This is a genomic window from Streptomyces liliifuscus, assembly GCF_016598615.1.
Taxonomy (GTDB): domain Bacteria; phylum Actinomycetota; class Actinomycetes; order Streptomycetales; family Streptomycetaceae; genus Streptomyces; species Streptomyces liliifuscus.
Genome location: NZ_CP066831.1, coordinates 10,521,219 through 10,547,849 on the forward strand (window position 1 = coordinate 10,521,219; position 26,631 = coordinate 10,547,849).

Annotated in this window: 22 protein-coding genes; 15 read left to right on the forward strand and 7 right to left on the reverse strand. The window is 69.3% G+C overall.

Annotation, left to right across the window (positions count from 1 at the left end; genetic code table 11):
- Positions 1-20: 20 nt before the first annotated feature.
- From JEQ17_RS45880 to JEQ17_RS45895, 5 genes are all read left to right on the forward strand, one after another.
- Positions 21-983, forward strand: coding sequence for a carbohydrate ABC transporter permease (locus JEQ17_RS45880; protein ID WP_200400866.1), 963 nt, complete (start codon positions 21-23; stop codon positions 981-983).
- Positions 984-1,011: 28 nt separating this feature from the next.
- A complete protein-coding gene (locus tag JEQ17_RS45885) occupies positions 1,012-1,833 on the forward strand; it encodes a carbohydrate ABC transporter permease (RefSeq protein ID WP_200402063.1) in 822 nt (273 codons plus the stop codon).
- 159 nt (positions 1,834-1,992) lie between these two features.
- Positions 1,993-4,101, forward strand: coding sequence for a glycoside hydrolase family 127 protein (locus tag JEQ17_RS50300; RefSeq protein ID WP_234048624.1), 2,109 nt, complete (start codon positions 1,993-1,995; stop codon positions 4,099-4,101).
- A gap of 2 nt (positions 4,102-4,103) precedes the next feature.
- Complete coding sequence (locus JEQ17_RS45890; protein WP_234048625.1) at positions 4,104-8,249, forward strand: Ig-like domain-containing protein; 4,146 nt, start codon at positions 4,104-4,106, stop codon at positions 8,247-8,249.
- Positions 8,250-8,314: 65 nt separating this feature from the next.
- Complete coding sequence (locus tag JEQ17_RS45895) at positions 8,315-10,492, forward strand: beta-L-arabinofuranosidase domain-containing protein (protein WP_234048626.1); 2,178 nt, start codon at positions 8,315-8,317, stop codon at positions 10,490-10,492.
- Positions 10,493-10,503: 11 nt separating this feature from the next.
- Here the strand turns inward: JEQ17_RS45895 and JEQ17_RS45900 are convergent, their stop codons facing one another.
- Positions 10,504-11,316 (reverse strand): SAM-dependent methyltransferase, encoded by an 813-nt coding sequence (locus tag JEQ17_RS45900; protein WP_200400868.1) that lies wholly within the window; start codon positions 11,314-11,316, stop codon positions 10,504-10,506.
- Here JEQ17_RS45900 and JEQ17_RS45905 point away from each other — a divergent pair.
- Positions 11,315-11,584: a hypothetical protein gene (locus JEQ17_RS45905; protein WP_200400869.1), complete on the forward strand. Its 270-nt coding sequence runs from the start codon at positions 11,315-11,317 to the stop codon at positions 11,582-11,584. The two genes, JEQ17_RS45900 and JEQ17_RS45905, sit on opposite strands and share 2 nt — an antisense overlap.
- Here the strand turns inward: JEQ17_RS45905 and JEQ17_RS45910 are convergent.
- From JEQ17_RS45910 to JEQ17_RS45920, 3 genes are read right to left on the reverse strand one after another with little or no spacing between them, the layout of a single operon-like run.
- Positions 11,551-12,291 carry a hypothetical protein gene (locus JEQ17_RS45910; protein WP_200400870.1) on the reverse strand — a complete coding sequence of 247 codons (741 nt, stop codon included), beginning with the start codon at positions 12,289-12,291 and terminating at the stop codon, positions 11,551-11,553. The genes JEQ17_RS45905 and JEQ17_RS45910 overlap by 34 nt on opposite strands.
- Positions 12,278-12,832: an RNA polymerase sigma factor gene (locus tag JEQ17_RS45915; RefSeq protein ID WP_200400871.1), complete on the reverse strand. Its 555-nt coding sequence runs from the start codon at positions 12,830-12,832 to the stop codon at positions 12,278-12,280. The genes JEQ17_RS45910 and JEQ17_RS45915 overlap by 14 nt, the downstream gene beginning before the upstream one ends.
- A gap of 47 nt (positions 12,833-12,879) precedes the next feature.
- The gene (locus tag JEQ17_RS45920) at positions 12,880-15,264 is read right to left on the reverse strand and encodes a hypothetical protein (protein WP_234048627.1); all 2,385 of its coding nucleotides are present in this window, start codon (positions 15,262-15,264) and stop codon (positions 12,880-12,882) included.
- Between the two features lie 173 nt (positions 15,265-15,437).
- Between JEQ17_RS45920 and JEQ17_RS45925 the strand changes: the two genes are divergently transcribed.
- From JEQ17_RS45925 to JEQ17_RS45955, 7 genes are all read left to right on the forward strand, one after another.
- A complete protein-coding gene (locus tag JEQ17_RS45925) occupies positions 15,438-16,487 on the forward strand; it encodes a LacI family DNA-binding transcriptional regulator (protein WP_200400872.1) in 1,050 nt (349 codons plus the stop codon).
- On the forward strand, positions 16,484-18,082 hold the full coding sequence (locus JEQ17_RS45930) for an FAD-dependent oxidoreductase (RefSeq protein ID WP_200400873.1): 1,599 nt from the start codon (positions 16,484-16,486) through the stop codon (positions 18,080-18,082). Before JEQ17_RS45925 ends, JEQ17_RS45930 begins: the two co-directional genes overlap by 4 nt.
- Before the next feature lie 47 nt (positions 18,083-18,129).
- Positions 18,130-19,401 carry an ABC transporter substrate-binding protein gene (locus tag JEQ17_RS45935; RefSeq protein ID WP_200400874.1) on the forward strand — a complete coding sequence of 424 codons (1,272 nt, stop codon included), beginning with the start codon at positions 18,130-18,132 and terminating at the stop codon, positions 19,399-19,401.
- A gap of 2 nt (positions 19,402-19,403) precedes the next feature.
- On the forward strand, positions 19,404-20,387 hold the full coding sequence (locus JEQ17_RS45940; protein ID WP_200402065.1) for a carbohydrate ABC transporter permease: 984 nt from the start codon (positions 19,404-19,406) through the stop codon (positions 20,385-20,387).
- Entirely contained in the window at positions 20,377-21,219 is an 843-nt protein-coding gene (locus tag JEQ17_RS45945) for a carbohydrate ABC transporter permease (RefSeq protein WP_200400875.1), read from the forward strand. The genes JEQ17_RS45940 and JEQ17_RS45945 overlap by 11 nt, the downstream gene beginning before the upstream one ends.
- A gap of 144 nt (positions 21,220-21,363) precedes the next feature.
- Positions 21,364-22,449: a hypothetical protein gene (locus JEQ17_RS45950; protein WP_200400876.1), complete on the forward strand. Its 1,086-nt coding sequence runs from the start codon at positions 21,364-21,366 to the stop codon at positions 22,447-22,449.
- A 75-nt stretch (positions 22,450-22,524) separates the two neighbouring features.
- A complete protein-coding gene (locus JEQ17_RS45955) occupies positions 22,525-23,385 on the forward strand; it encodes a DUF3592 domain-containing protein (RefSeq protein WP_200400877.1) in 861 nt (286 codons plus the stop codon).
- A gap of 154 nt (positions 23,386-23,539) precedes the next feature.
- Here the strand turns inward: JEQ17_RS45955 and JEQ17_RS45960 are convergent, their stop codons facing one another.
- Positions 23,540-23,830: a zinc-ribbon domain-containing protein gene (locus tag JEQ17_RS45960; protein WP_200400878.1), complete on the reverse strand. Its 291-nt coding sequence runs from the start codon at positions 23,828-23,830 to the stop codon at positions 23,540-23,542.
- A gap of 201 nt (positions 23,831-24,031) precedes the next feature.
- Here JEQ17_RS45960 and JEQ17_RS45965 point away from each other — a divergent pair, with 201 nt between their 5' ends.
- Entirely contained in the window at positions 24,032-24,373 is a 342-nt protein-coding gene (locus tag JEQ17_RS45965; protein ID WP_200400879.1) for a VOC family protein, read from the forward strand.
- Between the two features lie 337 nt (positions 24,374-24,710).
- Positions 24,711-25,583 carry an endonuclease/exonuclease/phosphatase family protein gene (locus JEQ17_RS45970; RefSeq protein ID WP_407700175.1) on the forward strand — a complete coding sequence of 291 codons (873 nt, stop codon included), beginning with the start codon at positions 24,711-24,713 and terminating at the stop codon, positions 25,581-25,583.
- Between the two features lie 19 nt (positions 25,584-25,602).
- On the opposite strand, the gene JEQ17_RS45975 is transcribed toward JEQ17_RS45970, so the two are convergent.
- Complete coding sequence (locus JEQ17_RS45975) at positions 25,603-26,085, reverse strand: pyridoxamine 5'-phosphate oxidase family protein (RefSeq protein WP_200400881.1); 483 nt, start codon at positions 26,083-26,085, stop codon at positions 25,603-25,605.
- A 1-nt stretch (position 26,086) separates the two neighbouring features.
- Positions 26,087-26,545, reverse strand: a complete 459-nt coding sequence (locus tag JEQ17_RS45980) for a hypothetical protein (RefSeq protein WP_200400882.1) — start codon at positions 26,543-26,545, stop codon at positions 26,087-26,089.
- Positions 26,546-26,631 lie beyond the last annotated feature (86 nt).

The window sequence follows — 26,631 nt, forward strand, 5'->3', positions numbered from 1 at the left end:
AGCAGAGGCAGAGGAGAGCCATGCAGGTGAAGGCGGCCGACAGAACGGCCCCCACGCACCGGAGCCCACCGGAGCACCGGACCCGCCCCCGGCGCACCCCCACACGCCGGTGGACGTCCCGCAAGGCCCAGGGCCTCGCCTACGCGGCCCCCACGGCCGTGTTCGTCACCGTCTTCTTCCTGCTGCCGCTGCTGCTCGTCGGACAGATGTCACTGAGCGACTGGCCGCTGCTCGCGGGAGACCGAGGCGTCAACGCGCCCGAGAACTACACCGACGCCGCCGACAGCACCCTGTTCTGGCCGGCCGTCCGCTTCACGCTCCTCTACACCGTGATCGTCACGGTCGTACTCCTCGTACTGGCGCTTCTGCTCGCCCTGCTGGTACAGGAGTTCCGCCCCGGCGCGGGCTTCTTCCGCACGGTCTACTTCCTGCCCAGCGCCCTGGGACTGGCCTCCGCGTCCCTGCTCTTCTGGGGCCTCTACAGCCCCACCACCGGCCCGCTCAGCAGCATCCTGGAGGGCCTCGGCCTCGTCGACGACCCGGTGTCCTTCCTCGGGACATCGACCTCCGCCCTGCTCTCCACGGTGTTCCTCATCGTCTGGAAGTTCGCGGGCTTCTACATGCTGATCCTCCTGGTGGGCCTCCAGCGCATCCCCCACGAGGTGTACGAGGCGGCCCGGATGGACGGCGCGAGCCGCGGCCAGATCTTCCGCTCCATCACCCTGCCGCTGCTGCGCCCGTCCCTCGCCCTGTGTCTGCTGCTCTGCGTGACCGGATCGCTGCTCGCCTTCGACCAGTTCTTCATCCTCACCAAGGGCGGACCGGACAACACCACCGTCACCGTCGTCCAGTTGATCTACCGGGAGGCATTCCAACGCCTCGACCTCGGTACCGCCGCCGCTCTCTCGATCATGGTGCTGGCCGTGCTGCTCCTGCTCAACGTCCTCCAGTTCCGCGGTCTGCGCCGCGCCGACGAGTCATGACCACCGCCTGATGAGAGGGGACACCACGGTGCTCACCCGCGCCCTCGGCCGGACGCCCTACTACGTCGTCGCCGGAGGTCTGGCCGTCATCTTCCTGTTCCCTCTGGTGTGGAACGCCTGGGCCTCGGTCAGCGGACAGCCCGGCACCGCACAGGAATCGGGCTACGGCCTGGGCAACTACCGGACGCTCCTCGACTACGACGCGGGCCTGTGGCGCTATCTCCTCAACAGCACCGTCGTGTCGGCGCTCACCGTCGCCCTGACCCTCGGGGTGTCGCTGCTGGGCGGCTACGCCTTCGCCCGCTTCGACTTCCCGGGCAAGAACCTGCTGTTCCTGCTCACCCTGGCCATCCTCATGGTCCCGTACGCCACCCTGCTCATCCCGTTGTACGTGCTGCTCGGCAGGCTCCATCTGCAGAACTCCCTGGTCGGGCTGAGCCTCGTACTGGCCATGTTCCAGCTGCCGTTCGCCACCTTCATGATGCGGATCTCGTTCGAGGCGGTGCCCCGCGAGCTGGAGGAGTCGGCGCTCGTGGACGGCTGCGGCACGGCGGGCGCGCTGCGCCGCGTCCTCCTGCCGGCCGTGCGGCCGGGGCTGATCACCGTGGGGCTCTTCGCGTTCCTCGCGGCCTGGAACGACTTCATCGCACCGCTGATCCTCATCTCCGACAGCGAGAAGGCGCCGCTGCCACTGGCCGTCGCGAACCTGCGGCAGCAGAGCATGGGCGCCGTCGACTACGGCGCCACCGAGGCCGGCGTGGTGGTCCTCGCCGTGCCCTGCCTGCTCCTCTTCCTGCTGCTGCAACGCCACTACATACGCGGCTTCATGTCCGGCGCGCTCAAGGGCTGAAGTGCCGTCGAGCGCGCCCCGAAGAGCCGAACGGCCGACCCGTACATACGTGGCCCTTACGGACCCGACCCGTACATACGTGACCGAGCAGACCTGATCCGAACAGATCCGACCCGACCCGCACGGACAACCGGAAGGACGAACCGAAGGCATGAACTGGTGAGGGAGAACACGGCACAGTCATCCGTACTGCCGGTGGCGCCGACCCGTGGCAGGCTGCGGCCGCTCGGTCTCGACGAGGTCAGGATCACCGGAGGCTTCTGGGCCCGACGCCGCCACATCAACGCGACCGCCACACTCGGACACTGCCGCGACTGGATGGAACGCGTCGGCTGGACCGGCAACTTCCGGGCCGCCGCCGAGGGCCGGATCCACCAGGACCGGCGGGGCCGGGAGTTCACCGACGCCGACGTCTACAAGCTGCTCGAAGCCATGGCCTGGGAGGCAGCCGGGCAGGGCGCGGGCGCCTCGCTCGACGCGGAGGTCGCCGCGCTCACCGAGGTCATCGCGCCGGCCCAGGAGCCGGACGGCTACCTCAACACCGCCTTCGGCGCCCCGGGTCAGGAGCCCCGCTACAGCGACCTCGAATGGGGCCACGAGCTGTACTGCTACGGCTACCTCGTCCAGGCGGGCGTGGCCCAGACCCGCGCCCGGGGCGAGGGCGAGCTGGCGAAGATCGCCCGGCGGGCGGCCGACCACGTGTGCGCGACCTTCGGCCGGGGCGGCATCGAGCGCGTCTGCGGTCACCCGGAGATCGAGATGGCCCTGGTGGAGCTGGCCAGACTGACGGGGGAGCAGCGCTACCTCGACCAGGCCGCGCTCTTCGTCGAGCGCCGCGGACACGGCACCCTCGCCGACCCCGAGTTCGGCCGCGCCTACTACCAGGACGACATTCCCGTCCTGGACGCCACGGTCCTGCGCGGACACGCCGTCCGCGCCCTCTACCTCGCGGCGGGCGCCGTCGACGTGGCGGTGGAGACCGGGGACGAGGCCCTGCTCGCCGCCGTCGTACGGCAGTGGGAGGCCACGGTCGCCCGGCGGACCTATCTGACCGGCGGCATGGGATCGCACCACCGCGACGAGGCCTTCGGCGACGACTTCGTGCTCCCGCCCGACCGTGCCTACTCGGAGACCTGTGCCGGAGTCGCCTCCGTGATGCTCAGCTGGCGGCTGCTCCTCGCCACCGGCGAACCGCGCTTCGCGGACCTGGCCGAGCGGACTCTGTTCAACGTGATCGCGACCTCCCCGTCCGACGACGGCCGGGCCTTCTTCTACGCCAACACCCTGCACCGGCGGCGCCGAGGCACCACACCCTCCACGGACACCGACAGCCCGCGCGCCGAATCGAGCCTGCGCGCACCCTGGTTCGCGGTGTCCTGCTGCCCGACCAACGTGGCGCGGACCCTGGCCCAGCTGCCCGGGTATCTGGCGACGGCGGACGACCACGGCGTGCAGCTGCACCAGTACGCCGACTCGGAGATCACCACCACTCTCGCCGGCGGCCACGGCGTCGCGCTGCGGGTCCGTACCGACTACCCGTCCGACGGGCACGTGGTGGTACGGATCGACAGGGCCCCGGACCGGCCCTGGACCCTGTCGCTGCGCGTCCCCGCGTGGGCGGCCGGCGCCACCACCTGGCTGGTCGACCCGGACGGGGCACGCCGATCCGTCGCCCCCGGCACGGCTGAGATCACCCGGGTCTTCCGGCCGGGTGACGAGATACGGCTCGAACTGCCCGTGGCCCCGCGCTGGACCCGCGCAGACCCGCGCATCGACGCGATACGCGGCACGGCGGCCGTCGAGCGCGGGCCGCTGGTGTACTGCGCCGAGTCCGTGGACCTGCCGGACGGACGCGAGGTCGACGCGATACGGGTGGACCCGTCCACCCAGCCGATGGACGGACTGGACGGATCGGGCGGACCGGGTGGACTGGGTGGACCTGGCGGATCGGAGGGCACGGGCGCCACCGTCGTGGTCGCCGGGGAACTCGTCGCACACGCCGAAGCGGCCGACGCGGCCTGGCCGTATGTACCACTCGACCGTCCCCTCTCAGCGGACGCGGACGCGGACGCCGACGCCGACCGTACGGGGATCGTGCTGGTGCCCTATCACTCCTGGGCCGGCCGAGGTCCCTCGACGATGCGCGTATGGCTGCCCACCGCGGAACCGGACCGAGCCCCGCGGCCGGAACACCGCGAGGAAGACGACCGCACCACAGAGCCGGACAGCCGCCCCGAAGCGCCGGACAACACCCCCACAGAGAGGTAGTCGTGCCCAGACCGCGAAGACGCCACCAGCGAAGAACTCTGGCCGCCGCTCTGGCACTTGGGCTGCTGACCTCGCTCGCCGCCACCGTGCCCGCCGAGGCGGACAACTCGGCCATCGGCTACCCGGTCTACTCCGGATCCGCGGACCCCGTACCGGAGTTACCGGCGGGCTTCTCCGTCCGCCGCACGATGCACGCCCAGTACGACGCCGACCGGAAGTCGGGCAACGGCACCGACTTCTGGATGGACCGGATGCTGGCTCGCAAGGGCGAGGACCCGGCCGGCCCCTGGCTGTTCACCCGGGGCCGGGCCGTGTTCATGAAGGAGCACAACCCCTCCCAGCTAGGGTTCGGCGGCAAGGTCGCCTACTGGGAGAGCATCGACAACCGGTCCGCGTACACCATCACCCTGGCCGTGGACGGCGAGAACCTCACCCTCCGCGAGAACACCGCCGCCAGGACGCAGACCCCCAGCCACTGGCGCAGCGAGTTCACCCACGAGGCGACCGGACTGACGGTCACGCAGACCAAGTTCATCACCGACGCCAACGTGGCGGTCACCAACTTGGCTGTGACCAACACGGGATCGGCCCGTCGCGAGGTCACGTTGCGTGCCTCCTCCCCGTACGCCACGACCGCCGAGGGCCGGGAACTCACCGGCGCGGTGGCCGCGAAGAACAACCTCACCACTGTCTTCCCGCGCTTCAGCGGTGAGGGAATGGCCCCTGCTCCCGACGGCGAAGCCCTGACGCGAGCTGTCGTCGTCCCGGCCGGTGGCACCGTCACCACAAAGGTCCAACTCGGCTTCGTCACCGAGGAGATCGCCCGTTCGCGACCGGAGTACGACACCGTGCGCACCGCGAGCGCGCCCGCCGCCTTCCGGCACCACGTGCAGACCTACAACCGCTGGTGGGCGGAGAACCTGCCGTACCTGGACGTGCCGGACGACAACATCGAGAAGACGCTGTACTACCGGTGGTGGCTGCTGCGTTACAACTACCTCGACGCCGACATCCCCGGCAACGACTACCAGTTCCCCACCTCGATGGAGGGCGTGCTCGGCTACAACAACGCCATCGCCCTGACCGTCGGCATGTTCGTCGACGACCTCAAGTACCTGCGCGACCCCAGCTATTCGTACGGTCCCTGGGTTTCGGCCGGAGAGGTGTCCAAGAACAGCAAGTACACCGACAACCCGGGGGATCCGGAAAACTGGTCCAACAGCTACACCCAGTACATCTCCGAGGCCGCCTGGCGCTCCTACCAGGTGCACGGCGGCCCCGACGGCATCGCGCGCAACCTCGCGCGGTACGCCGAGAAGGACGTCCGCGGCCAACTCGAGAACTACGACGAGGACGGCAACGGGCTGATCGAGTACGACTGGGGTGCCATGACCGGCAACGACGCCGACGCGGTGTCCTTCGACTGGAAGCCGGGCAACCTGGACCGCGCCGAGTCGGCGTACGTGTACAGCAACGCCACGGCCGCGGCCGACGCGTACGAACTGATCGGTGAGACCGCGAAGGCCGACGAGATGCGCCGCGTCGGGAAACGGGTCAAGGACGCGGTCCTCGAGCATCTCTGGGACCCGAAGGACAAGCTCCTCAAGCACCGGCACGTGGCCACCGACACGCTGGTGCCGTGGAAGGAGATCAACAACTACTACCCGTACAGCGTGGGCCTGATGCCCACGCCGGACGAGGACCCGCAGTACCTCGAAGCGCTGCGGCTGTGGGCGGACGCCGAGCAGTACCCCGTCTTCCCGTTCTTCACCGCGAACCAGGCCGACAAGGAGGAAGCGGCCGGACAGGGGCATCCGGGGAGCAACAACTTCTCCGTCATCAACTCCACCGTCACCTTCCGCTTCCTCTCCTCGGTGCTGCGGAAGTACCCGAACAAGTACATCGACAACACCTGGTACAAGAAGCTGCTGTCCTGGAACGCCTGGGCGCACTACGTCGACGGCGACAACCGGTGGCCCGACCAGAACGAGTTCTGGGCCGACGGCAGCGCCGATCCGCAGAGGATCGGCTATCGCTCCTGGATCCACCACACCATCCTCGGCACCACCAACTGGACCGTGATCGAGGACGCCATGGGCTTCCGGCCGCGCACCGACCGGAAGATCGAACTCTCGCCGATCGACATCGATTGGCCCCACTTCGCCGTCACCGACATCAACTACCGCGGCACCGACGTGGCCGTGCTGTGGGACGAACCGGATGACGGCAAGCGGCCGTACGGGGGTCAGGTCCCCGAGGGCTACTCCGTGTACCTCGACGGGAAGCTCGCCTTCACCGCAGACTCCCTCACCCACCTCGTCTACGACCCGGTCACACGCAGGGTGACCTTCCCCGACGGCGGAGATGCCAAGGTCCGAACGACCGGACTGCGTACGGCAGTTGCCGAGCCCCAGGACGTCGAGTACGACTCCGGGGACCGCGTCACCGACCTGTTCGCCAAGGCGGGCCAGGACCTGACAGGCGCGGCGAGGACGAATCTCGCCACCGGCGCCACGACTCGCGCCTCCCACGAGGCCGAGGGGCGCGGAGTGGCTGGTGCCGTCGACGGCTTCACCGTCAACGAGCCCTACTGGGGTGCCCGCGGCTCGGGCAACGCGGAGGACTGGTACGAGATCGACTTCGGCCGGACGCGCAAGGTCGACGACGTGAGGCTCTACTTCTACAGCGACAAACGCCCGGGCGGATACGCCGAGCCCGCCCTCTACACCGTGCAGTACGGGGACGGCGACGGGCAGTGGAAGGACGTGGCCCGCCCAGTCAAGTCGCCGGTCAACCCGAGGGCCAACCTCAACCAGGTGCGCTTCCGGGAGGTGAGCACCGGCAAGCTGCGAGTGCTGATGCGCCACCGGGACGGCCACACCAGCGGCCTCAAGGAGATCCAGGCGTACGCCACAGGCACCCGGCCGCCGGCTGCCCGGAACCAGGCCCCGTACGTCGAGGCGTGGCGCGACACCACGTACAGCAGGCCGGGCCAGGTCAGGCTGACGGGCATCGTCGAGGACGACGGGCTGCCGGAGCGGACACTCTCCGCAGAATGGAAGGCGACGGACGGCCCGGACGGCGGGACCGTCATCTTCGACGACCCGCGCGCCTCGACGACCGTCGCCCGATTCACCGAGGCAGGCACCTACACCCTCGAACTCGCCGCCACCGACGGCACGTTGACGTCGACGAAGAAGGTCGTGGTCAAGGCGGAGGGACTAGCGGACGGCCAGGTCAACGTGGCGTCCTCCGCGACACCCACCGCCTCCTACACCTCGGGCTGGGAGTCGGTGGCCGCCATCAACGACGGCCGGGAGCCGGCCTCGTCCTCCGACGCCCCGCGCTGGGGCAGCTGGCCCGAGAAGGGCACCCAGTGGGTCCAGTACACCTGGGACGACCCTGTCCGGGTGGACGGCTCCGACCTGTACTTCTTCCGTGACGCACAGCCGGGCGCGGCCGACGGAGTCGGAGTTCCCGCGTCCTGGGTCATCGAGTACCGCGACGGCGACACCTGGCGCGAGGTCGCCTCGCCCGGCGAGTACGGCACCGCCGAGGACCGCTACAACCGGACCACCTTCACTCCCGTCACCACCACAGCCCTGCGGGCCCGGCTGACGGGCCATCCCAACCTGGCCCTCGGAGTGCAGGAATGGAAGGTGTACGCCGAGACACCGGAGTCCGTGCGCGAGGTCCATGTCCCCACTCCGCGCGGGAAGATCCCCGAACTGCCCCGGGAAGTGACGTTGGTGTACTCGGACGGATCCACCGCGCGCTCGCCCGTCGCCTGGCCGGCCCTCACCGACGAGCAGGTCGCCGAGGGCGGCACCAGCGTACGGATCACCGGGCTCGCCGACCGGACCGCACAGCCCGTCACCGTGACCGTATGGGTGCGGCAGACCGACGCGGTCGAGATCACCAGCATCGCCGAGGAACGCCTCTCCACCCGGGTCGGCACGGCGCCCCGGCTCCCGGCGGCCGTGGTCGCCACCTACAACGACGGCTCCAAGGACAGCCGGATCACCGTCACTTGGGATCCGGTGGATCCGGACCAGTACGCCCGGCCGGGGACCTTCGAGGTGAAGGGAACCGTGGCGGGAACCACCTATCGCGCCACGGCCACGATCACCGTGACCGCCCCGCCGTGACACAGCGGCCGCCGTTCCCCGCCGTCGCCCCATACGTACCGACGACCGACGATCGGAGTCCGAGCATGTCCTCCCAACCCCCCACCCGCCGACGCATGTTGACGCTCGCGGCCGGGACGGCCGCCGTCCCGCTCGTGCAAGGGGCCACCGCCTCGCCCGCCACCGCCTCGCCCGCCGCCGACGCGGCCCCGACCGCGATCGCCGTCCGGGGCACTACCGTTGCTGCGGTGCCCACTCCGCCGACCTGGTCCGTCATCCCGTTCGCGCTGGATCAAGTCACCCTCGGCAGCGGGGTGTTCCGGCAGAAGCGCGACCTGATGCTCGACTACGCCAGGACCTACCCGGCCGACCGCATCCTGGCCGTCTTCCGTGCCAACGCCGGACTCGACACCCGCGGAGCCCGGCCGCCCGGCGGCTGGGAGACCTCCGACGGCAACCTGCGTGGACACTACGGCGGCCACTTCCTCAGCCTCATCGCCCAGGCGTACGCCGACACACGGGAGTCGGCACTCAAGACCAAGCTCGACCACCTGGTCGGCGCGCTCGGCGAGTGCCAGAAGGCCCTGGCGCAGAGCGGCTCGCCGAGACCGAGCCACCCCGGCTATCTGGCGGCGTACCCGGAGACGCAGTTCATCCTGCTGGAGAGCTACACGACGTACCCCACCATCTGGGCGCCGTACTACACCTGTCACAAGATCATGCGCGGTCTCCTCGACGCACACACCCTGGCCGGGAACGCCGAGGCCCTGGAGATCGTCTCGAAGATGGGCGACTGGGTGCACAGCCGGCTCGGTCGCCTGCCGAAGGCCCAGCTGGAGCGCATGTGGTCGATCTACATCGCGGGCGAGTACGGCGGCATGAACGAGGTCATGACGAACCTGTACGCCCTCACCGGCCGGGCGGAGCACCTCGCCGCCGCCCGCTGCTTCGACAACACCGCTCTGCTGGACGCCTGCGCCGAGGACCGAGACATCCTCGACGGCCGGCACGCCAATCAGCACATCCCGCAGTTCACCGGCTATCTGCGGCTCTTCGACCACACGGGGGAGGAGCAGTACGCCACCGCTGCCCGCAACTTCTGGGGCATGGTCGCGGGCCCCCGGATGTACAGCCTGGGCGGCACGGGCCAGGGCGAGATGTTCCGCGCCCGGAACGCCATCGCGGCCACCCTGGACGACAAGAACGCCGAGACCTGCGCGACGTACAACATGCTGAAACTGAGCCGGCAGTTGTTCTTCCACGAGCCGGACCCCGCCTACATGGACTACTACGAGCGGGGCCTGACCAATCACATCCTGGCCTCACGCCGGGACACCCGCAGCACGACCAGCCCCCTCGTCACCTACTTCGTGGGAATGGGGCCCGGGGTCGTGCGCGAGTACGACAACACGGGCACCTGCTGCGGGGGCACCGGCATGGAGAACCACACCAAGTACCAGGACTCGGTGTACTTCCGCTCCGCCGACGGCAGCGCGCTGTACGTCAACCTGTATCTGGCCTCGACGCTGCGCTGGCCGGAGCGGGGCCTCGTCATCGAGCAGACGAGCGACTACCCGGCCGAGGGCGTACGCACCCTGACGTTCCGTGAGGGCGGCGGCCCGCTCGACCTGAAACTGCGGGTGCCGTCCTGGGCCACGGGAGGCTTCACCGTCACGGTCAACGGCGTGCGGCAGCGGGTCGTCGCCGAACCCGGCAGCTACCTCACCCTGAGCAGAAACTGGCGGAGTGGTGACCGGGTCGGCGTCTCCGCCCCGTACCGTCTGCGCATCGAGAGGGCGCTGGACGACCCCACCGTCCAGTCGGTGTTCCACGGGCCGGTGCTACTGGTCGCCCGGAGCCAGGAACAGGCGTTCCGTATCCTCTCCTTCTACAAGGACTTCGGACTCCGGGGCGACCTCGCCGACGTGATCCGCCCCGAGGGCCGGCCGTTGCACTTCACCACGCACGGACTGACACTGGCGCCGTTCTTCGTCGGGGACGACACCCGGTACCACGCCTACTTCAGGCGTTCCGAACCCGTTGTGGTGTTCGGCGCGGCGGACTCGGGCGTATCCAACCGCGCACGCGCCGACGGTCTGACCTTCCTCGACGTGCTCTGGGCACAGGCACCCTTCGAGACCTCCGCCCGCTTCGTCGGGGCGGTGCGCGCCCTCGCTGAAACCTGGCTGTCCGGCGGGCTGTTCACGCGGGCAGAACGGGACCGCGTCGTCGCGGCCGCGGTGGGGGCGAACCTGAGGCAATGAGGGCCATCGGGTCAGGGTTTCACGGCCACCGCGCCGAACTGGGGGACCGGGGCGGGGCTGTCGGAGTCGGCACGCCATCGCGCGCAGGACACGAGGCCCGGGTCGAGAAGGTCCAGTCCCTCGAAGAAGGCCGTGACCTGCGCGCGGCTGCGGCCGGTGATCGGCGGGGTGGCGTTCTCGTTCCAGAACTCCATGGCCGCGATGTTGCCCTCGCCACCGAGGTCGGCGTCCGTGGTGGGATGGGTCAGGACCAGCCAACTGCCGGAGGGAACCGCCGCCATGACCCGTCGCACGATGTCCTGTGCACGGTCGGTGTCGAGGACGAAGTTGAGGACGCCCAGCATCATGACCGCGACGGGCCGGTCGAGGTCGAGCGTCGCTCCGGCGCGCTCGACGATCGTCTCCGGGTCGCGGGCATCGGCGTCCAGGTAGTCCGTGGCCCCCTCGGGCGTGCTGGTCAGCAGCTTCCGGGCGTGGGCGAGCACGACGGGGTCGTTGTCGACATAGACGATCCGCGACTCGGGAGCGATCCGCTGGGCGATCTCGTGGGTGTTGTCCAGGGTGGGCAGGCCGGTGCCGATGTCGAGGAACTGCCGCGTCCCGTGGTCGACGGCCAGATGCCGGACCGCGCGGCCTAGGAACTCGCGGTCGGCGCGGGCCACGTCCCGGATCACGGGGAACATACCGGCGACCTGGTCACCCACTGCCCGGTCGACCTCGTAGTTGTCCTTCCCGCCGACCCAGTGGTTCCAGACCCGGGCGTTGTGCGCCACCTCGGTGTTCAGCCTCGCCGAACCGTTGGACGGGGTCTGGGCTTCACTCATGTCTTTCCCTTCCCCGGGCAACACGTCGGGCGTCCCGGGTGTGTGCGGCCGCCGGAGCGACATCGGACCGTTGCTGCCCGACATTGTGCCGCTCCTTGATCACGGAGTCCCGGGATTCGGCGCGCTCGCCAGTACGGCGTCCGGCGCTTGCTACGGCGTGCCGCGCCTGCACGGCGTACGGCGCCCGGCCCAGGACTTCGGGTCGGACGCCGTACCGGACGGACATGGGGCGGTCTACGGCCAGTTGATGGGGGCGCCGTCCTTGTGATCCCCGAGCCAGATGACACGTTCCGGTTCGTCGATGAAGCCGATGTCCGCGCAGGGGCCTTCCGGTTCCTTGCCGGCCGTCTGGAAGTGGCCTGTCTTCCAGCCGTCGAGGCCGTGCCGGGCGAAGAGCCCGCCGATCACCTTCCGGAGCTCGGGGTGGGGGATGCAGGTGCGATCGGCGAACTGCTCCTTGAGGTCGGCACGGACGCGGGAGAGTCCGAGCTGTTCCCGCGTCGGCCCGAGGTAGGGGTCGGCACGGTGGCGTGCGCACTGGTCCTTGCCGCCGGGGTAGACCTTGATGGAACCCTGGAGCGAGCTGTCGACGCATGCGGTGAGCGCGTCCGGCGCCGACCGGCCGAACATCTCGGGCCACTGCTGTCGGCATACGGTCACCGGATCGTCTGCCCCGGGGTCGAAGCCGACGACGGCATCCCCCTGGGCGGGTCCTACGCAGACCAGTCCCGTCGAGTCCAGAGTGTGTCCCTTGCCGTCGCCTGCCACCCAGGCGTACGTCCCCGCGGTCGCGCCCGCCACGACCAGCGCCACCACCGGAGCCAGGATGAGGGTGCGCCTGCGCCGCTGCCGGGTGCGTCGGCGTACTTGGGCGAGAATCCGTTCCGCGGTGGGCGAGTTGGGGTCCGTGGCCGTGTCGCCGGGATCCGGATCGCTGTTACGGAGCATTCGATCGAGCACGTCATCGCTCAGCATGGTCCTTCTCCTTTGACGGATCCTGGTGCGGGTTCGCCGTGGCGAGGCGTTGACGCAGCCGATGTCTGGCCCGGTGGAGGCGGGTGTCGACGGCACCGACGGAGATGCCAAGCACGGTCGCGATGTCGTTGCGGGACAGGTCGTCCCAGTACGCGAGGCGCAGCAACTCCCGGTCGGCGTCCGAGGCCTGTGCCAGGGCCGCCGCGAGGCCGTCGCCCGAGTCCTCCGCGCCGTACGGGTCGGTGGCGGGCGGCGGATCGGGTTCCGCCCGTTCGGCGACCCGCATCAACAGCCGAGCCCAACGGCGTTGACTGCGTGCCTGGTTGGCCAGCACCCGGCGTGCGATGCCGAGGAGCCACAGCACCGCTTCCTCGTCGTCGGCGGGCAGTTGCCGCCTCTTGCGCCAGGCCACCGCGTACACCTCGGCCACCGCGTCGTGCGCCGCCGCCTCGCTCGCCCGGCGCAGGCAGTACGCCATCACCCGGCGGAAGGTCTGCCGGAACAACTGCTCCAGCCGTTCACTCCGCTCATCCGCGTTCATGCCCAGCAATGTCCACCACGCCCCGATGCCTTACGGCTCTCCGCCACCTACCTGAAATCATGACGGCCGGCTTCGGGCTTGTTGGAGCGTCTCGGGCGGGTGCCCGTCAGGGTGTGGTGGCCCTGGCGGTCGGTGCGCGGCATGAGGCCGTAGTAGATCCGTGGCGCGCCGTCGAGCGTCAGCGTCACCTTGCCGTTGGTGACCGGGAGCTGCCGGACCTGCCCGATCGCGTCCACCTGCCGTACGGAGTTCGTGGCGGCGGCCACGACCGGGGTCTTGGTCGGCCAGGGGTCGATCCACACCTCGGGGGCGGGGAAGTGCCAGTCGGTGCGCTGGCCGTCGGTGTTGAGCAGGTAGCCGTCGGCCCGGTTCCACAGCACGACCGCGGGGCCGGCGGGTGTGTCGAACCACAGGCCGAACGTCCGAGGGTCGGCGAAGGACAGTCGGCCTCGGAAGGTCGCCTGGTCGAGCGTGCGGGCCGCTGTCGCGTATGCCAGGAGCGACGGCTTCGGGCTGAGGTCGCGGTTCGTCAGGCCGTAGTGGTACTCGACGTTGTCCGGGTCGGCGACCTGCGGCATGCCGAGCACACTGTCGTGGAACTGGTACCAGCACACGCCCCGGATCCCCTCGGCCCTGGCCAGCGCGAAGGTGAGCAGCACGTTCTCCGCGGCGTGCCGGTAGGTGTCGTGCCACCAGCTGTTGGGCTTGGTCGGCGCGTAGGCCTCGGTCAGCCAGATCTCCTTCTCGCCGTGCTCGGCCATCAGCGCCTTCAGCTGTCGCAGGCCGCCGTAGAAGTTCCAGTAGGTGCCGTCGCCGCCGGTGTTCCAGTCGTCGCCCGGCGGTACGTAGTCGGGGGTGAAGTTGCCGCGTCCCGGGTGGTAGGCGAAGGCGTCGATCAGGTCCCAGCCGCCCCCGGCGATGAAGTTCTCCACCCACGGCTTGTCCATGCCGGCCAGCCCGTTGTTCATCAGCTTGACGGCGTCGCCGGTGACCGCTCGCCGGTCGAAGACTGGCCGCAGCGCCTTGTCCAGGTACGCCTGCGCGGCGTCGCCGGTGTTGAAGGGCCTGTTCAACTCGTTGCCGACCTCGAAGTAGCCGGCTCCGGCACCGACTGCGACCGCCAGTTTGTCCGCGGCCCAGGTGGCCGCCTCGGCGTCGGTCACATCCAGCGAAGGCTGAAGTTCGATGTTGTGCCGCATCCCGCGGGCGTCGAAGGCGGCGGGCGGCAGCCCGGGGCCGCCGTCGTACGCGATCCGGACCAGACCGATGCCGACCCGCTGCCACAGGTCCAGCAGCGCGTCGGCGCTCGGCCGTTGCAGCCACGGGTAGTTGGCGATGCCGAACATGCTGTCCGCGCCGGCCTGGTAGTCGTACGACGGCAGTACCGCGAGGTTGGTCCGGGCGAACGCCTCGTCGTCACTCGACCGGACGGTCACTTCGGCCAGCGCGATCCCACCGGCAGGCGCGGTCAGGGTGAAGGTGTGCTGCCAGGTGCCGGCCGCGGCGACGCTGCCGGTCGCGGTCGTGGCGGCCAGCAGTGTGCCGTCGAAGCCGCGCATCCACAGTTCCAGGTCGACCGACTTGGCCGCGCCGCCGTTGGCCACCAGGGCGGTGAGTTCCATCCGGACACCGGCCGACTCGTACAGGTTGAAGTCGCGGTCGGTGGTGAGTTCGAGGCCCAGTTCACGGCCCCGGCCGATGGTGGCGGTGGCCGACGGACGGGTCTCGGAGAAGAAGAAGTCGGCCCGGCTGGTCCAGCCGCCGGCCGGGTCGGCCACGCCCGGCGCGTGCACCCAGGTCGCGTTCGTCCAGGCCTGGCGGGACCGGTCAAGCAGGAACAGGCCGTGCAGACCGGATCCCCAGGCAGAGGTGTGGGCGACGCCGAGGGTGTCCTCGTACGGGATGCCTCCGCCCGCGTCGCGGACCCATTCGGTGATCGCGATGTAGTCGTCGGGCGCTGTCGGTGCCTGGATCGCCCGGCTGAACAAGAAGCCGTCCGCGACCAGTGTGGCCGCCCCGGTGATTCGCCACTCCAACACGGCATGGGAGGTGCCGACGCTGAACCAGCCGGTGACTTCGGTCGAGCCGGCTGCGGCGTCGAAGGTGTAGTCCATCCGGATCGCCGGCGTCCCGTCCGGGAGCGCACTGAGGACCGGGGTACCGCCGGTGGACACGTGGATGCCGGTGACGCTGTCCTTGACCTGGAACTTCGACCCGGCAGACCGTGTGACGCCACCGGCGTCACGGATGGCGAGCCGGCCGCCCGGACTGGCCAGCAGGCTGATGCCACCGGCGGCCAGGGTGACGTCGCCGGCCGCGGCGTGCGCTGCGATCGGGGTCGACTCGGCAACGAGAACGACGCCGGCCGCAAGGGCCGCGCCGAGAAAGCCTCGGCGATTGAGGGTGGGTCCGGAAAAGGCCTCGGGGGTCATCGTCCGCTCCTGTCCAGTGCTCGGATGCGCATCTGATAATGCGTATCTTCAACTCGGTGAACGTCACGTTTCCAGCCCGATACCTTGGTGTCAACGGATGCTTGCCCAGACGAGCCCTCTGTAATACGGTCATCACCTGCAAGTGAAGATAGGCATTATCAGATGGAGGATCGATGTCGCCGAGACCTCGCCGCGTCACCCAACGCGAGATCGCCGAACTGGCGGGCGTCAGTCAGACCACCGTGTCGGTGGTGCTGAACGACCGCGACGGCTCGAACGTCCGGGTCCCCGAGGCCACCCGGGCGAGGGTCAAGGCGGCCATTGAGCAACTCACCTACGTCGCCGACCCCGCGGCCCGTCGGCTCGCCGGCCTGGACAATCAGATCATCGGCGTCTTCACCTACGAGGCCGCGTTGTCTCCCGAGAGCATGGACTTCTACGGTCCGCTGCTGAACGGGATCGAGCGAGCCGCCGAGCAGATCGGTTGGGACCTGCTGTTCTTCACCTCCTCACCGGTCGAGAACGGCACCCGGAGCCTCTTCCACCGCAAGACGCGGCTACGGCTGACCGACGGGTGCGTCCTGCTCGGTCAGCAGATGGTCGCGTCGGAGCTGGAACGGCTGGTCGCCGAACAGTTCCCGTTCGTCGCGATCGGCCGTCGGGACGAGACCGCCGCCGCGGTGCCGTACGTGGCCATCGACTACGTCACCCCGACCACCGCGCTGATCGACCAGGCCGCGGCCGACGGACACCAGCAGGCGCTGTACGTCCATCGCGGCCGCGACACGCCGACCGCCCGGGACCGGCGCGGTGCCGTCGAAGCCGCCTCGGCGGAGGGCAGGCTGGCTTTCCTGCTGGTCGGTGAGGAGAGAATCCCCGACCTGCCCCGACTGACCCGGGCGACCGGGGCCACCTTGATCATCGCGGAGGACGCCTTCCTGGCCGAGGACGTCGCGCACGCGCTGTCCGGCGCCGGAGTCGCCGTACCGGACGAGACCTCGCTCGCCGCCCTCGGCGAGGTGCGCGGCCATCGCGTCGAGGGCCGGGTACTGGCCGGTTTCCACGTCCCCAGACAACAGCTGGCGGCCGAGGCACTCGATCTCCTGCAACTCCTGATCACCACGGACCCGCAGGAGTGGGCCGGTCTGGACAGGGAGCGGCTGCTGGTCGCCGAGGTCGAGCCGGGCGACACGATCGTCGCGCGGACGGACTCACCGTCATGACCGACAGGATCACGGCCGAGGCGGCGATCATCGGCGGTGGACTCGGCTCCGTCGCCGCGGCGCTGGCACTGCTGCAGCGCGGCCGCCGGGTGGTGATGACCGAGGAGTACGCCTGGCTCGGCGGGCAGCTCACCTCACAGGCCGTTCCGCCCGACGAGCACATCTGGGTGGAACAGTTCGGAGTCACCGCGCGCTACCGCGCGTTGCGGGACGACATCCGTCGCTACTACCGCGACCACTATCCGCTGACAGCGACCGCTCGCGCCGACCCGGAACTCAACCCGGGCCGTGGCCGGGTCAGCAGGCTGTGCCACGAACCGAGGGTGGCCAACGCGGTGATCACCGCCCTGCTCGCGCCGTACCGGGCGACCGGGCGGCTCACCGTCCTGCAGCCCGCGGTGCCCGTCGCCGCCGAGGTGAGCGACGCGACGGTCCGCACCGTCACCGTGGCGGACCCGCGGACCGGAGCCGAGACCGTGATCACCGCCGAGTACGTCCTGGACGGGACCGAGACCGGCGACCTGCTGCCACTGACCGGAACCGAGTACGTCGTCGGGGCCGAGGGGCGGTCCGACACCGGTGAGCCGAGCGCCCCCGAGGTCGCCGATCCGGGCAACGTGCAGTCGATCGCATGGTGCTTCGTCTTCGATCACGTCGCCGGCGATCACACCATCGACCGGCCGGACGACTACGACTTCTGGCGCTCGTTCGAACTGCCCTTCTGGGGTGCGCCGATGCTGTCCTTCGTCGCGCCGAACCCACGAACTCTCGTGCCGGAGGAGCGAACCATGAACGTCAACCCGGGCGGCGACGCCACCGGGGACCCCCGATTCGACGCGGGCGACCGGGATCTGTGGCAGTTCCGGCGGATCGCCGCCCGGCAGAACTTCGCCGAAGGCTTCTACGACAGCGACATCGTGCTGGCCAACTGGCCGCAACTGGACTACGTCAGTGGCTCGATCATCGACACCGACGACCGGCAGTACCACCTGAACGCCGCGAAGGCGCAGTCCCGCGCCTATGTCCACTGGCTGCAGACCGAAGCGCCCCGCCCGGACGGTGGCCGCGGCTGGCCCGGAATTCGCCTGCGCGGCGACCTGGTCGGCACCGCCGACGGGTTCGCACAGGCGCCGTACATCCGCGAATCCCGGCGGATCAAGGCCCTCACCACCGTGCGCGAGCAGGACATCTCCGTCAAAGCCCGAGGAGACGCCGGACTGGCCCGGTTCAACGGCTCGGTCGGGGTGGGGATGTACCGCATCGATCTCCATCCCTCCACCGGTGGCGACAACTACATCGACGTCGAGTGCGCGCCGTTCGAGATCCCGCTCGGAGCGTTGGTCCCGGTGGCCACCCAGAACCTGGTGCCGGCCGCCAAGAACATCGGCACCACCCACATCACCAACGGCGCCTACCGGCTGCATCCGGTCGAGTGGAACGTCGGTGAATCGGCCGGCGAGCTCGTCGCGTACTGCCTCGACCTCGGCCTGAGCCCGCAGCAGATCGCGACCGACGAGCACCTCGTCGACCGACTTCAGAGCAGGTTGACCGCGGCAGGGATCGAGCTCAACTGGCCGCACATAGCCGGCTACTAGCCAACCCGAGGCGCAGCGCGCGCCGAGAGCACGAAGGATCCACACCCATGAACAGAGCAAGAAAGCTGTTCGGCGCGGTCGCGCTGACAACGGCGCTGGCCCTGACGGCCGCCTGCGGCGCGTCCACCGACGGGTCCGGGGCGACGAACGCCAAGGACGTCAAGCTGCGAATGACCGTCTGGACCTCCAACGAGGACCAGCTCGAACTGTTCGACACGATCGCCGCCGCGTACCGCGCCAAGCACCCCGAGGTCTCCTCGATCACGTTCGAGAGCCTGCCCTTCGAGGACTACAACACCACCCTCACCACCCAGATCGCCGGCGGCAACGCTCCCGACCTGGCCTGGATGGGCGACCTGTCGAGGGACCTGATCGCCTCCGACGCGTTGGTCGGCCTGACCGACAAGCTGAAGGCGACCGACGGCTGGCAGTACGGCGACCTGGAGGCCAGCGCGACCAAGGAGTTCACCCGCGACGGCACGCTGTACGCCTATCCGTTCTCCACCTCGCCGTTCGCGCTGTACGTGAACACCGACCTGCTGGCGAAGGCCGGACAGAAGATCGACCCGAAGAACCTGACCTGGGACCAGGTCGCCGCCGCCGGCGCGGCAGTGCACTCGACGACCGGAAAGGCCGGATTCGTCGTCCGGGACTTCGACTACAAGTCGTGGAACACACTGGCCACGGTGTGGACCGGCTTCGGCGCCACCGCGTGGAGCGCGGACGGCAAGAAGTGCACCTTCACCAGCCCCGAGATGGAGCAGGCCTTCACCTTCCTGCACGACGCCGCGTTCAAGACCAAGGCCATGCCCGGGCCCGGTACGACGGCCGACTTCTTCGCCGGTGACGCCGCCTTCACCGTGGCCCAGGTCTCCCGCTCCTCGCTGCTCACCGACAAGTTCAAGTACGCGCTGTACCCCCTGCCCGCGGGCCCGGCCGGCCGGCACGCCGTCATCGGCCAGGCCGGCGTGGGCGTCCTGGCCACCAGCAAGCACAAGGACCAGGCAACGGACTTCCTCGCCTACCTGACGAATCCGGCGAACTCCGAGAAGCTGGCGCAGTTCTTCCCGCCGCCCCGCAAGTCGCTCCTCACCGGTGCGAAGCTCGCCGCCGACAACAAGGTGCTGACCGCCGCGCAACTGCAGGAGGCCGTGGTCGACCAGCTGCCGAACGCCGTCACCCTGCCCAACCACACCAGTCCGGCCGAGATCGCCCAGCGGGGCAAGACCGCACTGGACGCGATGTGGAAGGCCGACGCCGACGTCCCCGCCGTGCTGAAATCGGTCTGCGCCGCCATCGAACCGATCCTGGCCAAGTGACCATGGCCGGCCTCACGAGGACACCGGACGCTTCCCGCGCGCCGACCGGAGCCCGGGACACCGTCACCCGGGTCGCCTCCACCCGGGACAGCTCCAAACCACCGTTCTGGACGAACCGCCGCAGAGATGTGCTCGCCGGCTATCTCTTCATCGCTCCGCAGCTCGCCGGGGTCGTGCTGTTCGTGCTGATCCCGGTCGGTCTGGCGATCTGGTACAGCCTGAGCGACTGGAACGTCTTCACCGGCGAGCAGACCTTCGTCGGAGTCGACAACTACGCCGCCCTGGCCGCGGATTCGCAACTCCCATCGGTGCTGTGGGCGACCGCCGTCTTCTGCGCCGGAGTCGTGATCCTCAACATCGGCCTGGGGCTGCTGCTCGCCGTACTCCTGAATCGGCGGTTCCGCGGAGCGACGTTCTTCCGCACCCTGTTCTTCTCCCCGGTCGTCGTCTCCGTGGTGGCGTGGACCCTGGTCTGGGGCTTCCTGCTGCAGGACAACGGCGGAGTCAACGGTCTTCTCGGCGCGATCGGCATCACGGGGCCGAACTGGCTGCAGCACGGCGACACCGCGATGGTGTCGGTGATCATCACCCAGGTGATCCGCAGCGTCGGCGTCAACATGGTGCTCTTCCTGGCCGCCCTGCAGGGCGTGCCGTCGCACCTGTACGAAGCCGCCCGGATCGACGGCGCGGGAAGCAGGGTGATGTTCACCCGCATCACCCTGCCGCTAATCTCACCCACCGTGCTGCTGACCTCGATCATCACCATCGTCGGGGCCTTGCAGTCGTTCGCGCAGATCGCCGTACTGACCAGTGGCGGCCCGGAGTTGAGCACCACGGTGCTCGTGTACTACGTCTTCCAGCAGGCCTTCGAGTTCAACGACATCGGCTACGGCTCGACGCTGGCCCTGATGCTGCTGTCCTTCGTCATGCTGCTGACCCTGCTGCAATGGCAGCTGCGCCGGAAGTGGGTGTTCCATGAGCAGTAGGTCGAAATCCCTCCTGCGACGAGCACTCCTGGTGACGGCGCTCGGCGTACTGGCCATCCCGTTCGTGGTGCCGACCATCTGGATGGTGGCGGCTTCGGTGAAGCCGCTGCCCGAGATCTTCAAGTCCCCGCCGTCACTGTGGACCCCCGACCCCACACTGTCCGCCTACAGCGAGGCGTTCAGCTTCCAGCCCTTCGCCCGGCAGTACGCGAACAGCGTGTACATCGCCGTCCTGGTCACCGTGATCACCCTGCTGGTCTCCAGCCTCGCCGGGTACGCCTTCGCCCGGATCCGCTTTCCCGGCGCGAACGCCCTCTTCCTGGTGGTGCTGGCCGGCCTCCTGGTGCCCAGCGAGGTGACGATCGTCCCCCTGTTCCAGATGTTCAAACGAGCCGGGATGATCAACACTCACTGGCCGCTGATCCTGGTCACCGCGCTGGCCGGACCCTGCGTCCTGGCCACCTTCATCATGCGGCAGTTCTTCATCGCCCTCCCGGCCGAGCTGGAGGAGGCGGGCCGGCTGGACGGCCTCGGCCGCCCCGCGCTCTGGTGGCGGATCTTCCTGCCGCTGGCCAAACCGGCGTTGTCCGCGGTCGCGATCCTGACCTTCCTCACCTCGTGGAACCTCTACCTGGAACCCACCGTCTACCTCACCTCGCCGGAGCTGTTCACGCTGCCGCAGGCACTCACCCGATTCACCGACGCCTACGGGGGCGACATGTGGAACACCCAACTGGCGGCCGCCACCATGACCGTCCTGCCGGTCCTGATCGTCTTCGTCGTCGCCCAGCGCCACTTCGTCGAGGGCCTGGCCCACTCGGGCCTCAAGTGACGAACCACGCCTCCAGGTACCGGCCGACGTGACATCCGCACCGGACCGCCGATGTCCGAGACGTGTACGCGAAGAGGTTCCCGAACCCGGAGGCTGAGCTTGGAGATCTACCGGTCGTCACCAGAGCCCGGCACAGTCACCCCTATGACGATCACCAAGAGCGCGCCGCCCACCCGCACCACCCCTGTCGCCGTCGCCCTGGGTCTCCTCACGGGCGGTGTGATCGGGGGATCGCTGGCCGCGTTCGTCGTCGGCTGTGTCATCGAGAGTGTGCCGTTGTGTGTCGCGGGTGTGGGACTGCCCGTGGCCTACGGTCTGCTCTTCTTCCTCGCCGGTGTGCCGAGGCGTGCCCGGGAGGCGGCGGTCGTGCCGTCCACCGCGCTCGCGGTGATCGAGACGCTGGAGGCCGTCGGGGGTGAGGCGACGAGCGACGTGGCGGTGCGGTTCGATCTGACGGTCGCGCCGGACGACGGACCGGCGTACCGCGTCGCGTTCACACAGAACATCAACCTCGCGCACCTGCCCGACCACCGGCCGGGTGTCGTCGTGGTGGTCCAGTACCCGCCGGACCGGCCGTGGCAGGTGAGGATCGTGAAGTGGCCGACGCCGGAGTGGGAGGAGCGGGTGGCCGGCGCCCGCCTCGACTCGGCGCCGGGGCCGGTCCTGGTGAGCGAGTCCTCCGAGGGCTGTGCCGTCGGCTTCGTCACGCTGCTCGCGCTGCTGCTCGCCGCGGCCGGTGTGGTCCTGCTGTTCCGCGCCGACCTGTTCGACGAGGGCGCCCCCGACAAGCCCTCGGTCTCCTCCTCCTCTTCCTCCTCGTCGACCACTGTGGAGTCGTCGGCATCCGGCACGGTCACCCTCGGCCCGAACCAGTCGTTCCTCGACAAGGGCGAGCTGCGCAAGGCCGTCGGCAGGTTGGCCAAGGGCACGGATGCGAGCGCGGCGCTCACCGTCGTCGTACAGGATCGGCTGCTGTCGGTCGTGTACGCGCCCACCGGCTCGCAGGCCCCGACGTTCGACCCGGATTCCCTGCCGTACGAACGCCTCCCCGCCCTGGTCGAGGAGGCGAGGAGTGACCTGGGCGTCGGTTCGCCGGGGACCTGGCAGGTCACCGTCGAACGCCTCACCGGCTCCCTCACCATCAGGGTCGGTGTGACGGGCACCGGGGGAACGGCCTCGCTGGAGGCGGACGCGCAGGGCAAGGTGGTGCGGCGCAGCCCGGCACACTGACGGACGGCGCGTCGGCCGCGTCTCGCGGAAGGGAATCCGCTGACGAGAGACAGCTGAAAAGGAACAGGAAGGCACATGGGCCTGCAGGGTTATCTGGCGCTGTGGTGCGGGGCGTTCGGCACCGCAGCGCTGGTGGGGTACGGCCGGTCGCTGGCAGGGATGACCCCGGCCCAGCGGGCGGTCCGGGTCATGGGACGGATCGAGCGGGTGCGCGAGCCCAGGCACGGAAGCTCGCAGCGCGACGGGATACCCGTGGTCGTCTCCTTCCAGGACCCGTCCACCGGGCAGGAGTTCACCGTGACGAACGACGGTGACCACGGGGAGAGGATCTCGGTTGCCTGGACGGGCCGGGAGATCGGCGTCCGCTATCCGCGCGGGAGACCGCACGCCTTCCAGTTCGTCGGTGACCTCTGGGCGGGCCGACGCGGGCTCGGGTGGCCCAACTTCGCGGTGTTCCTGATCTACGTCGGTCTGGTGGTCTTCGCCGCGATCGACTGGAGTTGGCCGTGGGCCCTGATCGGCTTCGGCGTGCCCTGGACCATGTCCGGCGTGTTCCACATGCCCCAGAACGCACGCGTGGCGGGCCGCCGTATCGAGGCGCTGACCTCCCAACCCCCTGTTCAGGGCCGTGTCATCGCCGTGCTCACGGACACCGGCACCGACAGCGACGGCCACACCTCCACCAGCCACACCCCGGTCATCGCCTTCACCACCCACGAGGGCACGAACGTCACCGCCTACTGCGCCGACGAACTGCCGGACCCGCCGAACTCGTACGGCCGGGACGTCACGATCCACTACACGCCCGACGACCCCGCCGTCTTCACCCCGAACCTCAGGGCAGAACACCGTTCCCGCTCACTCGACACGGCCTTCGGTGTCGTGGCGCTGCTCATCGGAGTGGCGGCGGTCGTCGTGGGTGCGGTGCTGTTGTGACGCCCGTCGACTGGCGTGCACTGAGGTGCCGCTGTTCCGCGCTGGTGCGCGCGCTGTCACCGGTGGCAAGCAGGTCCAGGGACAACGCAGGCCTGGGCGCTTTTCGCCCAGGCCGACGACCTGTTCCTGCCCCCGCCCTCGCTCCCGGCCCGATTCAGGACTGGTACGGCTGCTGCTGCGGCTGCCCGTACGGCTGACCGCCCTGGCCGCCCGCGGCCTGAGCCTGCAGCTGCTCCGCCTGCTCCTTGGTCACCTTCTGCTCCGCACCGCAGAAGGTGCACTGCGTCTGGTACTTCGTCGAGAACGGGAACAGCGGCACGAAGAACAGCGTGAACTTCGTGACGCGCTTCCTGAGCGTGTGCGCGGAGGGATTCCCGCAGTGCCCGCACACCAGCGTCAGTATGGCGAGCTGGTACAGATATCCCTTGGTACCAAAGATGATCATGCTGTCGATTCCTCCCGGGTCAACGTCCGCCGACACACCGCCGACGAACAACGAGGCGCGCTCACGCAGGACAGTCTCATGCACGTCGATCTGTTCGGCGGAGGGCGTCCACATTCTCGCTGCGCAGAGGTGCCGCCTGCTTCGGGTCGATCAGCGACGGGACGCCCGGTCCGAGCGGGACTTCCTGACTAGCATGGCCAAATGGCCGTCGACCTGTTTGCAGGGATTCCCGTCAGTGACTACGCGAGGGCGCTGGACTGGTACGAGCGGTTGTTCGGGACTCCGCCGACGTACGTTGCGAGTGACACCGAGGCTGTGTGGGAGCTCGCGGAGCATCGTTCGGTGGCCGTCGAGCAGCGGCCCGAGCATGCGGGGCATGCCCTTCACACCGTCTTCGTCGATGACTTCGACGCCCGTGTGGCCGGGATGGCCGAGCGGGGAATCGAGCCGACGAAGCGGGAGACGTACGGCAACGGTGTGCGCAAGGCTACGTATCGCGATCCCGAGGGGAACGAGATCGGGTTCGGCGGGGCTCCGGTCTGATCGCCTCCTTGGAGGCAGGGGAGCGGACTCGGTCCGCAGGGTGCTCGGGGAGCTGCCTTGAGGTTTCTTGCTCACCGTCCGGAACCTGATCTTCTGACTGCGCGTCGTACTGGGCACGTCGTGCTCATGGATGTGGCGCGGGGACGGAGCCGGGGCAGATGGGTGGGACGTGGGGGAGCAGGCGAACAGCCGGGTGGCGCCGGGGGCGAAGGCCGGTGCGGTTCGGCGGTGGCTGAGGACCGTTGAACGGTGGCGGTGGGGCAAGGACACGGAAAGCCGGTCGCCCTGGGCGCGCGGGCGTGTTCTCGCGGCGCTCGCTGTGCTGACCGCCGGGCTGATGGCGTTCCACTCCGTCGTGCCCAACGCGGTGGGTCGCCTCGGCAGCCTGCTGGAGACGTTTCTGCCCTGGCTCGGCCTGGCCGTTCCGTTGCTGCTCGTCCTGGCACTGCTGCGCCGCTCGGCCGTCGCGCTGGTGGCCCTGCTGTTGCCCGTGGCGGTCTGGGGGAACCTCTTCGGCGGGATGGTGCTGGCGGACGAAGACCGTGGCGCGCACGACATCATGGCCGTCCAGCACAACGTCAGCGACGAGAACAGCGATCCCGAGGGCACCGCGAGTGCCCTGATCGAGGCCGCACCGGATGTCGTCGCTCTGGAGGAGCTCACGCCCTCCGCACTGTCGGTCTACGAATCGGTCCTGGGGGCGGACTACCCCCACCACGCGGTCGAAGGAACCGTCGGACTCTGGTCGAAGTACCCGCTGTCGGACGTCCGGCCGGTGGACATCAAACCGAAGGACATCCCGGAGGGCTGGAACCGCGGCCTGCGGACCACGGCGCGCACGCCACAGGGCGATATCGCGGTGTACGTCGCCCACTTGCCCTCGGTCCGCATCCGATGGAACGGCCTGAGTTCCGGTTGGCGGGACGAGAGCGCCGGCCTGCTGGGTGACGCCATCGCCGCCGAGGAGCTGGACAAGGTGATCCTGCTGGGCGACCTCAACAGCACGGTGGACGACCGCGGGCTGGACCCGGTCACCGAGCGGATGGACTCGACAGGGCGAAACTTCGCCTTCAGTTGGCCCGCGACCCTGCCCGTCTCCCGGATCGACCACGTCATGACCCGCTCGATGGCGGTCACCGACATCCGCACCCTGCCCGCCACCGGCAGCGACCACCTCCCGATCGCCGCCGGCATCAGGTTCGAGCCCTGAACCAGCCGCACGCAAGCGATCAGTCGGTGAGTCGGACGGGCACGCGATGGTCCGGCTGTCCGTCCTTGGCGAGCATCGAATGCTCGTCGGCAACCGCGCGGTAGAGGGCCAGACCGGAGACGCCTTGAGCGTCTGCGATGTCCTCGACCGTCCACACCCGGCCGCCATGAGTGACCGACCGGCGCGAGAAGACCGCCAGCACGTCCTCCGCATCCGCGGCGTCCACCGCGGCAGCGACGGCCGACATGTACACGCCCTGTCCGGTACCGATCGCCACCGACGAGTCGAAGACCACGATGCCCACCTGAGGGCGTACGGCGATGTTGCGCGAGTGGGTGGCCTGCGGCGAGGAGACCCAGAGGAACTCGCGGTATCCCCGGTGGGCGAAGTACACCGGGGAACTCCATGGCGTTCCGGCGTTGTCGGCGGTGGCGAGCACCATGTACCTGTTCGCGTCGACGATGCCGTGTGCGACCTCGGCCGGTGATCCGCTGAACGCCATCTCAACTGCTCCTGCGGTAGGTGAGCGCGAAGTCGTGCTCCCAGGTGGTCGAGTCGTCGTGCGAGGTCTCCCAGCTGCCACGGATGGTGGTGCCGTCGTCACCGACCTGTCCGGTGAACCGCTGCCGGAAGTCCAGTGGTGAGAAGTCCGGCGCCTCGCGCAGCAGTCGCCAGGCCCCGCCGGCGAAGCTCATCGCGTACAACCGGGCGACGCCCCGTGAGTCGAAGTAGTGCTGTGTGTACGCGCCCGTCTCCGGGTCGGTCGCGATGATCGCCGTGCTGTCCGGGGCCTCGGCCAGCGAGATCTCGGTGCGCTGGACCAGGAACTGCCCGTCCAGGGTCCACTCGAACACGCTGCGCGCGGCAGGCGTGTCCAGGCCGGGAAAGTCGGCCTCCACGACCCACTCCCCGACCAGAACGTCCAGCCTCTCCAAGGCTTCCTGCCGAGCCGATCCGTCCATGGTGAACCTCTCCTCCTTGTCGATCGCCGACGCTCGTCGGATCCAGTCGGATGTAGGACGACCTCGCCGGGAGAAACTCATCGGTC

Coding starts and splice junctions, on each gene's coding strand:
- JEQ17_RS45880 (WP_200400866.1), top strand. CDS start 21: ATGCAGGTGAAGGCGGCCGACAGAACGGCCCCCACGCACCGGAGCCCA.
- JEQ17_RS45895 (WP_234048626.1), top strand. CDS start 8,315: ATGTCCTCCCAACCCCCCACCCGCCGACGCATGTTGACGCTCGCGGCC.
- JEQ17_RS45905 (WP_200400869.1), top strand. CDS start 11,315: ATGTCTTTCCCTTCCCCGGGCAACACGTCGGGCGTCCCGGGTGTGTGC.
- JEQ17_RS45900 (WP_200400868.1), bottom strand. CDS start 11,316: ATGAGTGAAGCCCAGACCCCGTCCAACGGTTCGGCGAGGCTGAACACC.
- JEQ17_RS45910 (WP_200400870.1), bottom strand. CDS start 12,291: ATGCTGAGCGATGACGTGCTCGATCGAATGCTCCGTAACAGCGATCCG.
- JEQ17_RS45915 (WP_200400871.1), bottom strand. CDS start 12,832: ATGAACGCGGATGAGCGGAGTGAACGGCTGGAGCAGTTGTTCCGGCAG.
- JEQ17_RS45920 (WP_234048627.1), bottom strand. CDS start 15,264: ATGACCCCCGAGGCCTTTTCCGGACCCACCCTCAATCGCCGAGGCTTT.
- JEQ17_RS45925 (WP_200400872.1), top strand. CDS start 15,438: ATGTCGCCGAGACCTCGCCGCGTCACCCAACGCGAGATCGCCGAACTG.
- JEQ17_RS45930 (WP_200400873.1), top strand. CDS start 16,484: ATGACCGACAGGATCACGGCCGAGGCGGCGATCATCGGCGGTGGACTC.
- JEQ17_RS45935 (WP_200400874.1), top strand. CDS start 18,130: ATGAACAGAGCAAGAAAGCTGTTCGGCGCGGTCGCGCTGACAACGGCG.
- JEQ17_RS45940 (WP_200402065.1), top strand. CDS start 19,404: ATGGCCGGCCTCACGAGGACACCGGACGCTTCCCGCGCGCCGACCGGA.
- JEQ17_RS45945 (WP_200400875.1), top strand. CDS start 20,377: ATGAGCAGTAGGTCGAAATCCCTCCTGCGACGAGCACTCCTGGTGACG.
- JEQ17_RS45950 (WP_200400876.1), top strand. CDS start 21,364: ATGACGATCACCAAGAGCGCGCCGCCCACCCGCACCACCCCTGTCGCC.
- JEQ17_RS45955 (WP_200400877.1), top strand. CDS start 22,525: ATGGGCCTGCAGGGTTATCTGGCGCTGTGGTGCGGGGCGTTCGGCACC.
- JEQ17_RS45960 (WP_200400878.1), bottom strand. CDS start 23,830: ATGATCATCTTTGGTACCAAGGGATATCTGTACCAGCTCGCCATACTG.
- JEQ17_RS45965 (WP_200400879.1), top strand. CDS start 24,032: ATGGCCGTCGACCTGTTTGCAGGGATTCCCGTCAGTGACTACGCGAGG.
- JEQ17_RS45970 (WP_407700175.1), top strand. CDS start 24,711: ATGGCGTTCCACTCCGTCGTGCCCAACGCGGTGGGTCGCCTCGGCAGC.
- JEQ17_RS45975 (WP_200400881.1), bottom strand. CDS start 26,085: ATGGCGTTCAGCGGATCACCGGCCGAGGTCGCACACGGCATCGTCGAC.
- JEQ17_RS45980 (WP_200400882.1), bottom strand. CDS start 26,545: ATGGACGGATCGGCTCGGCAGGAAGCCTTGGAGAGGCTGGACGTTCTG.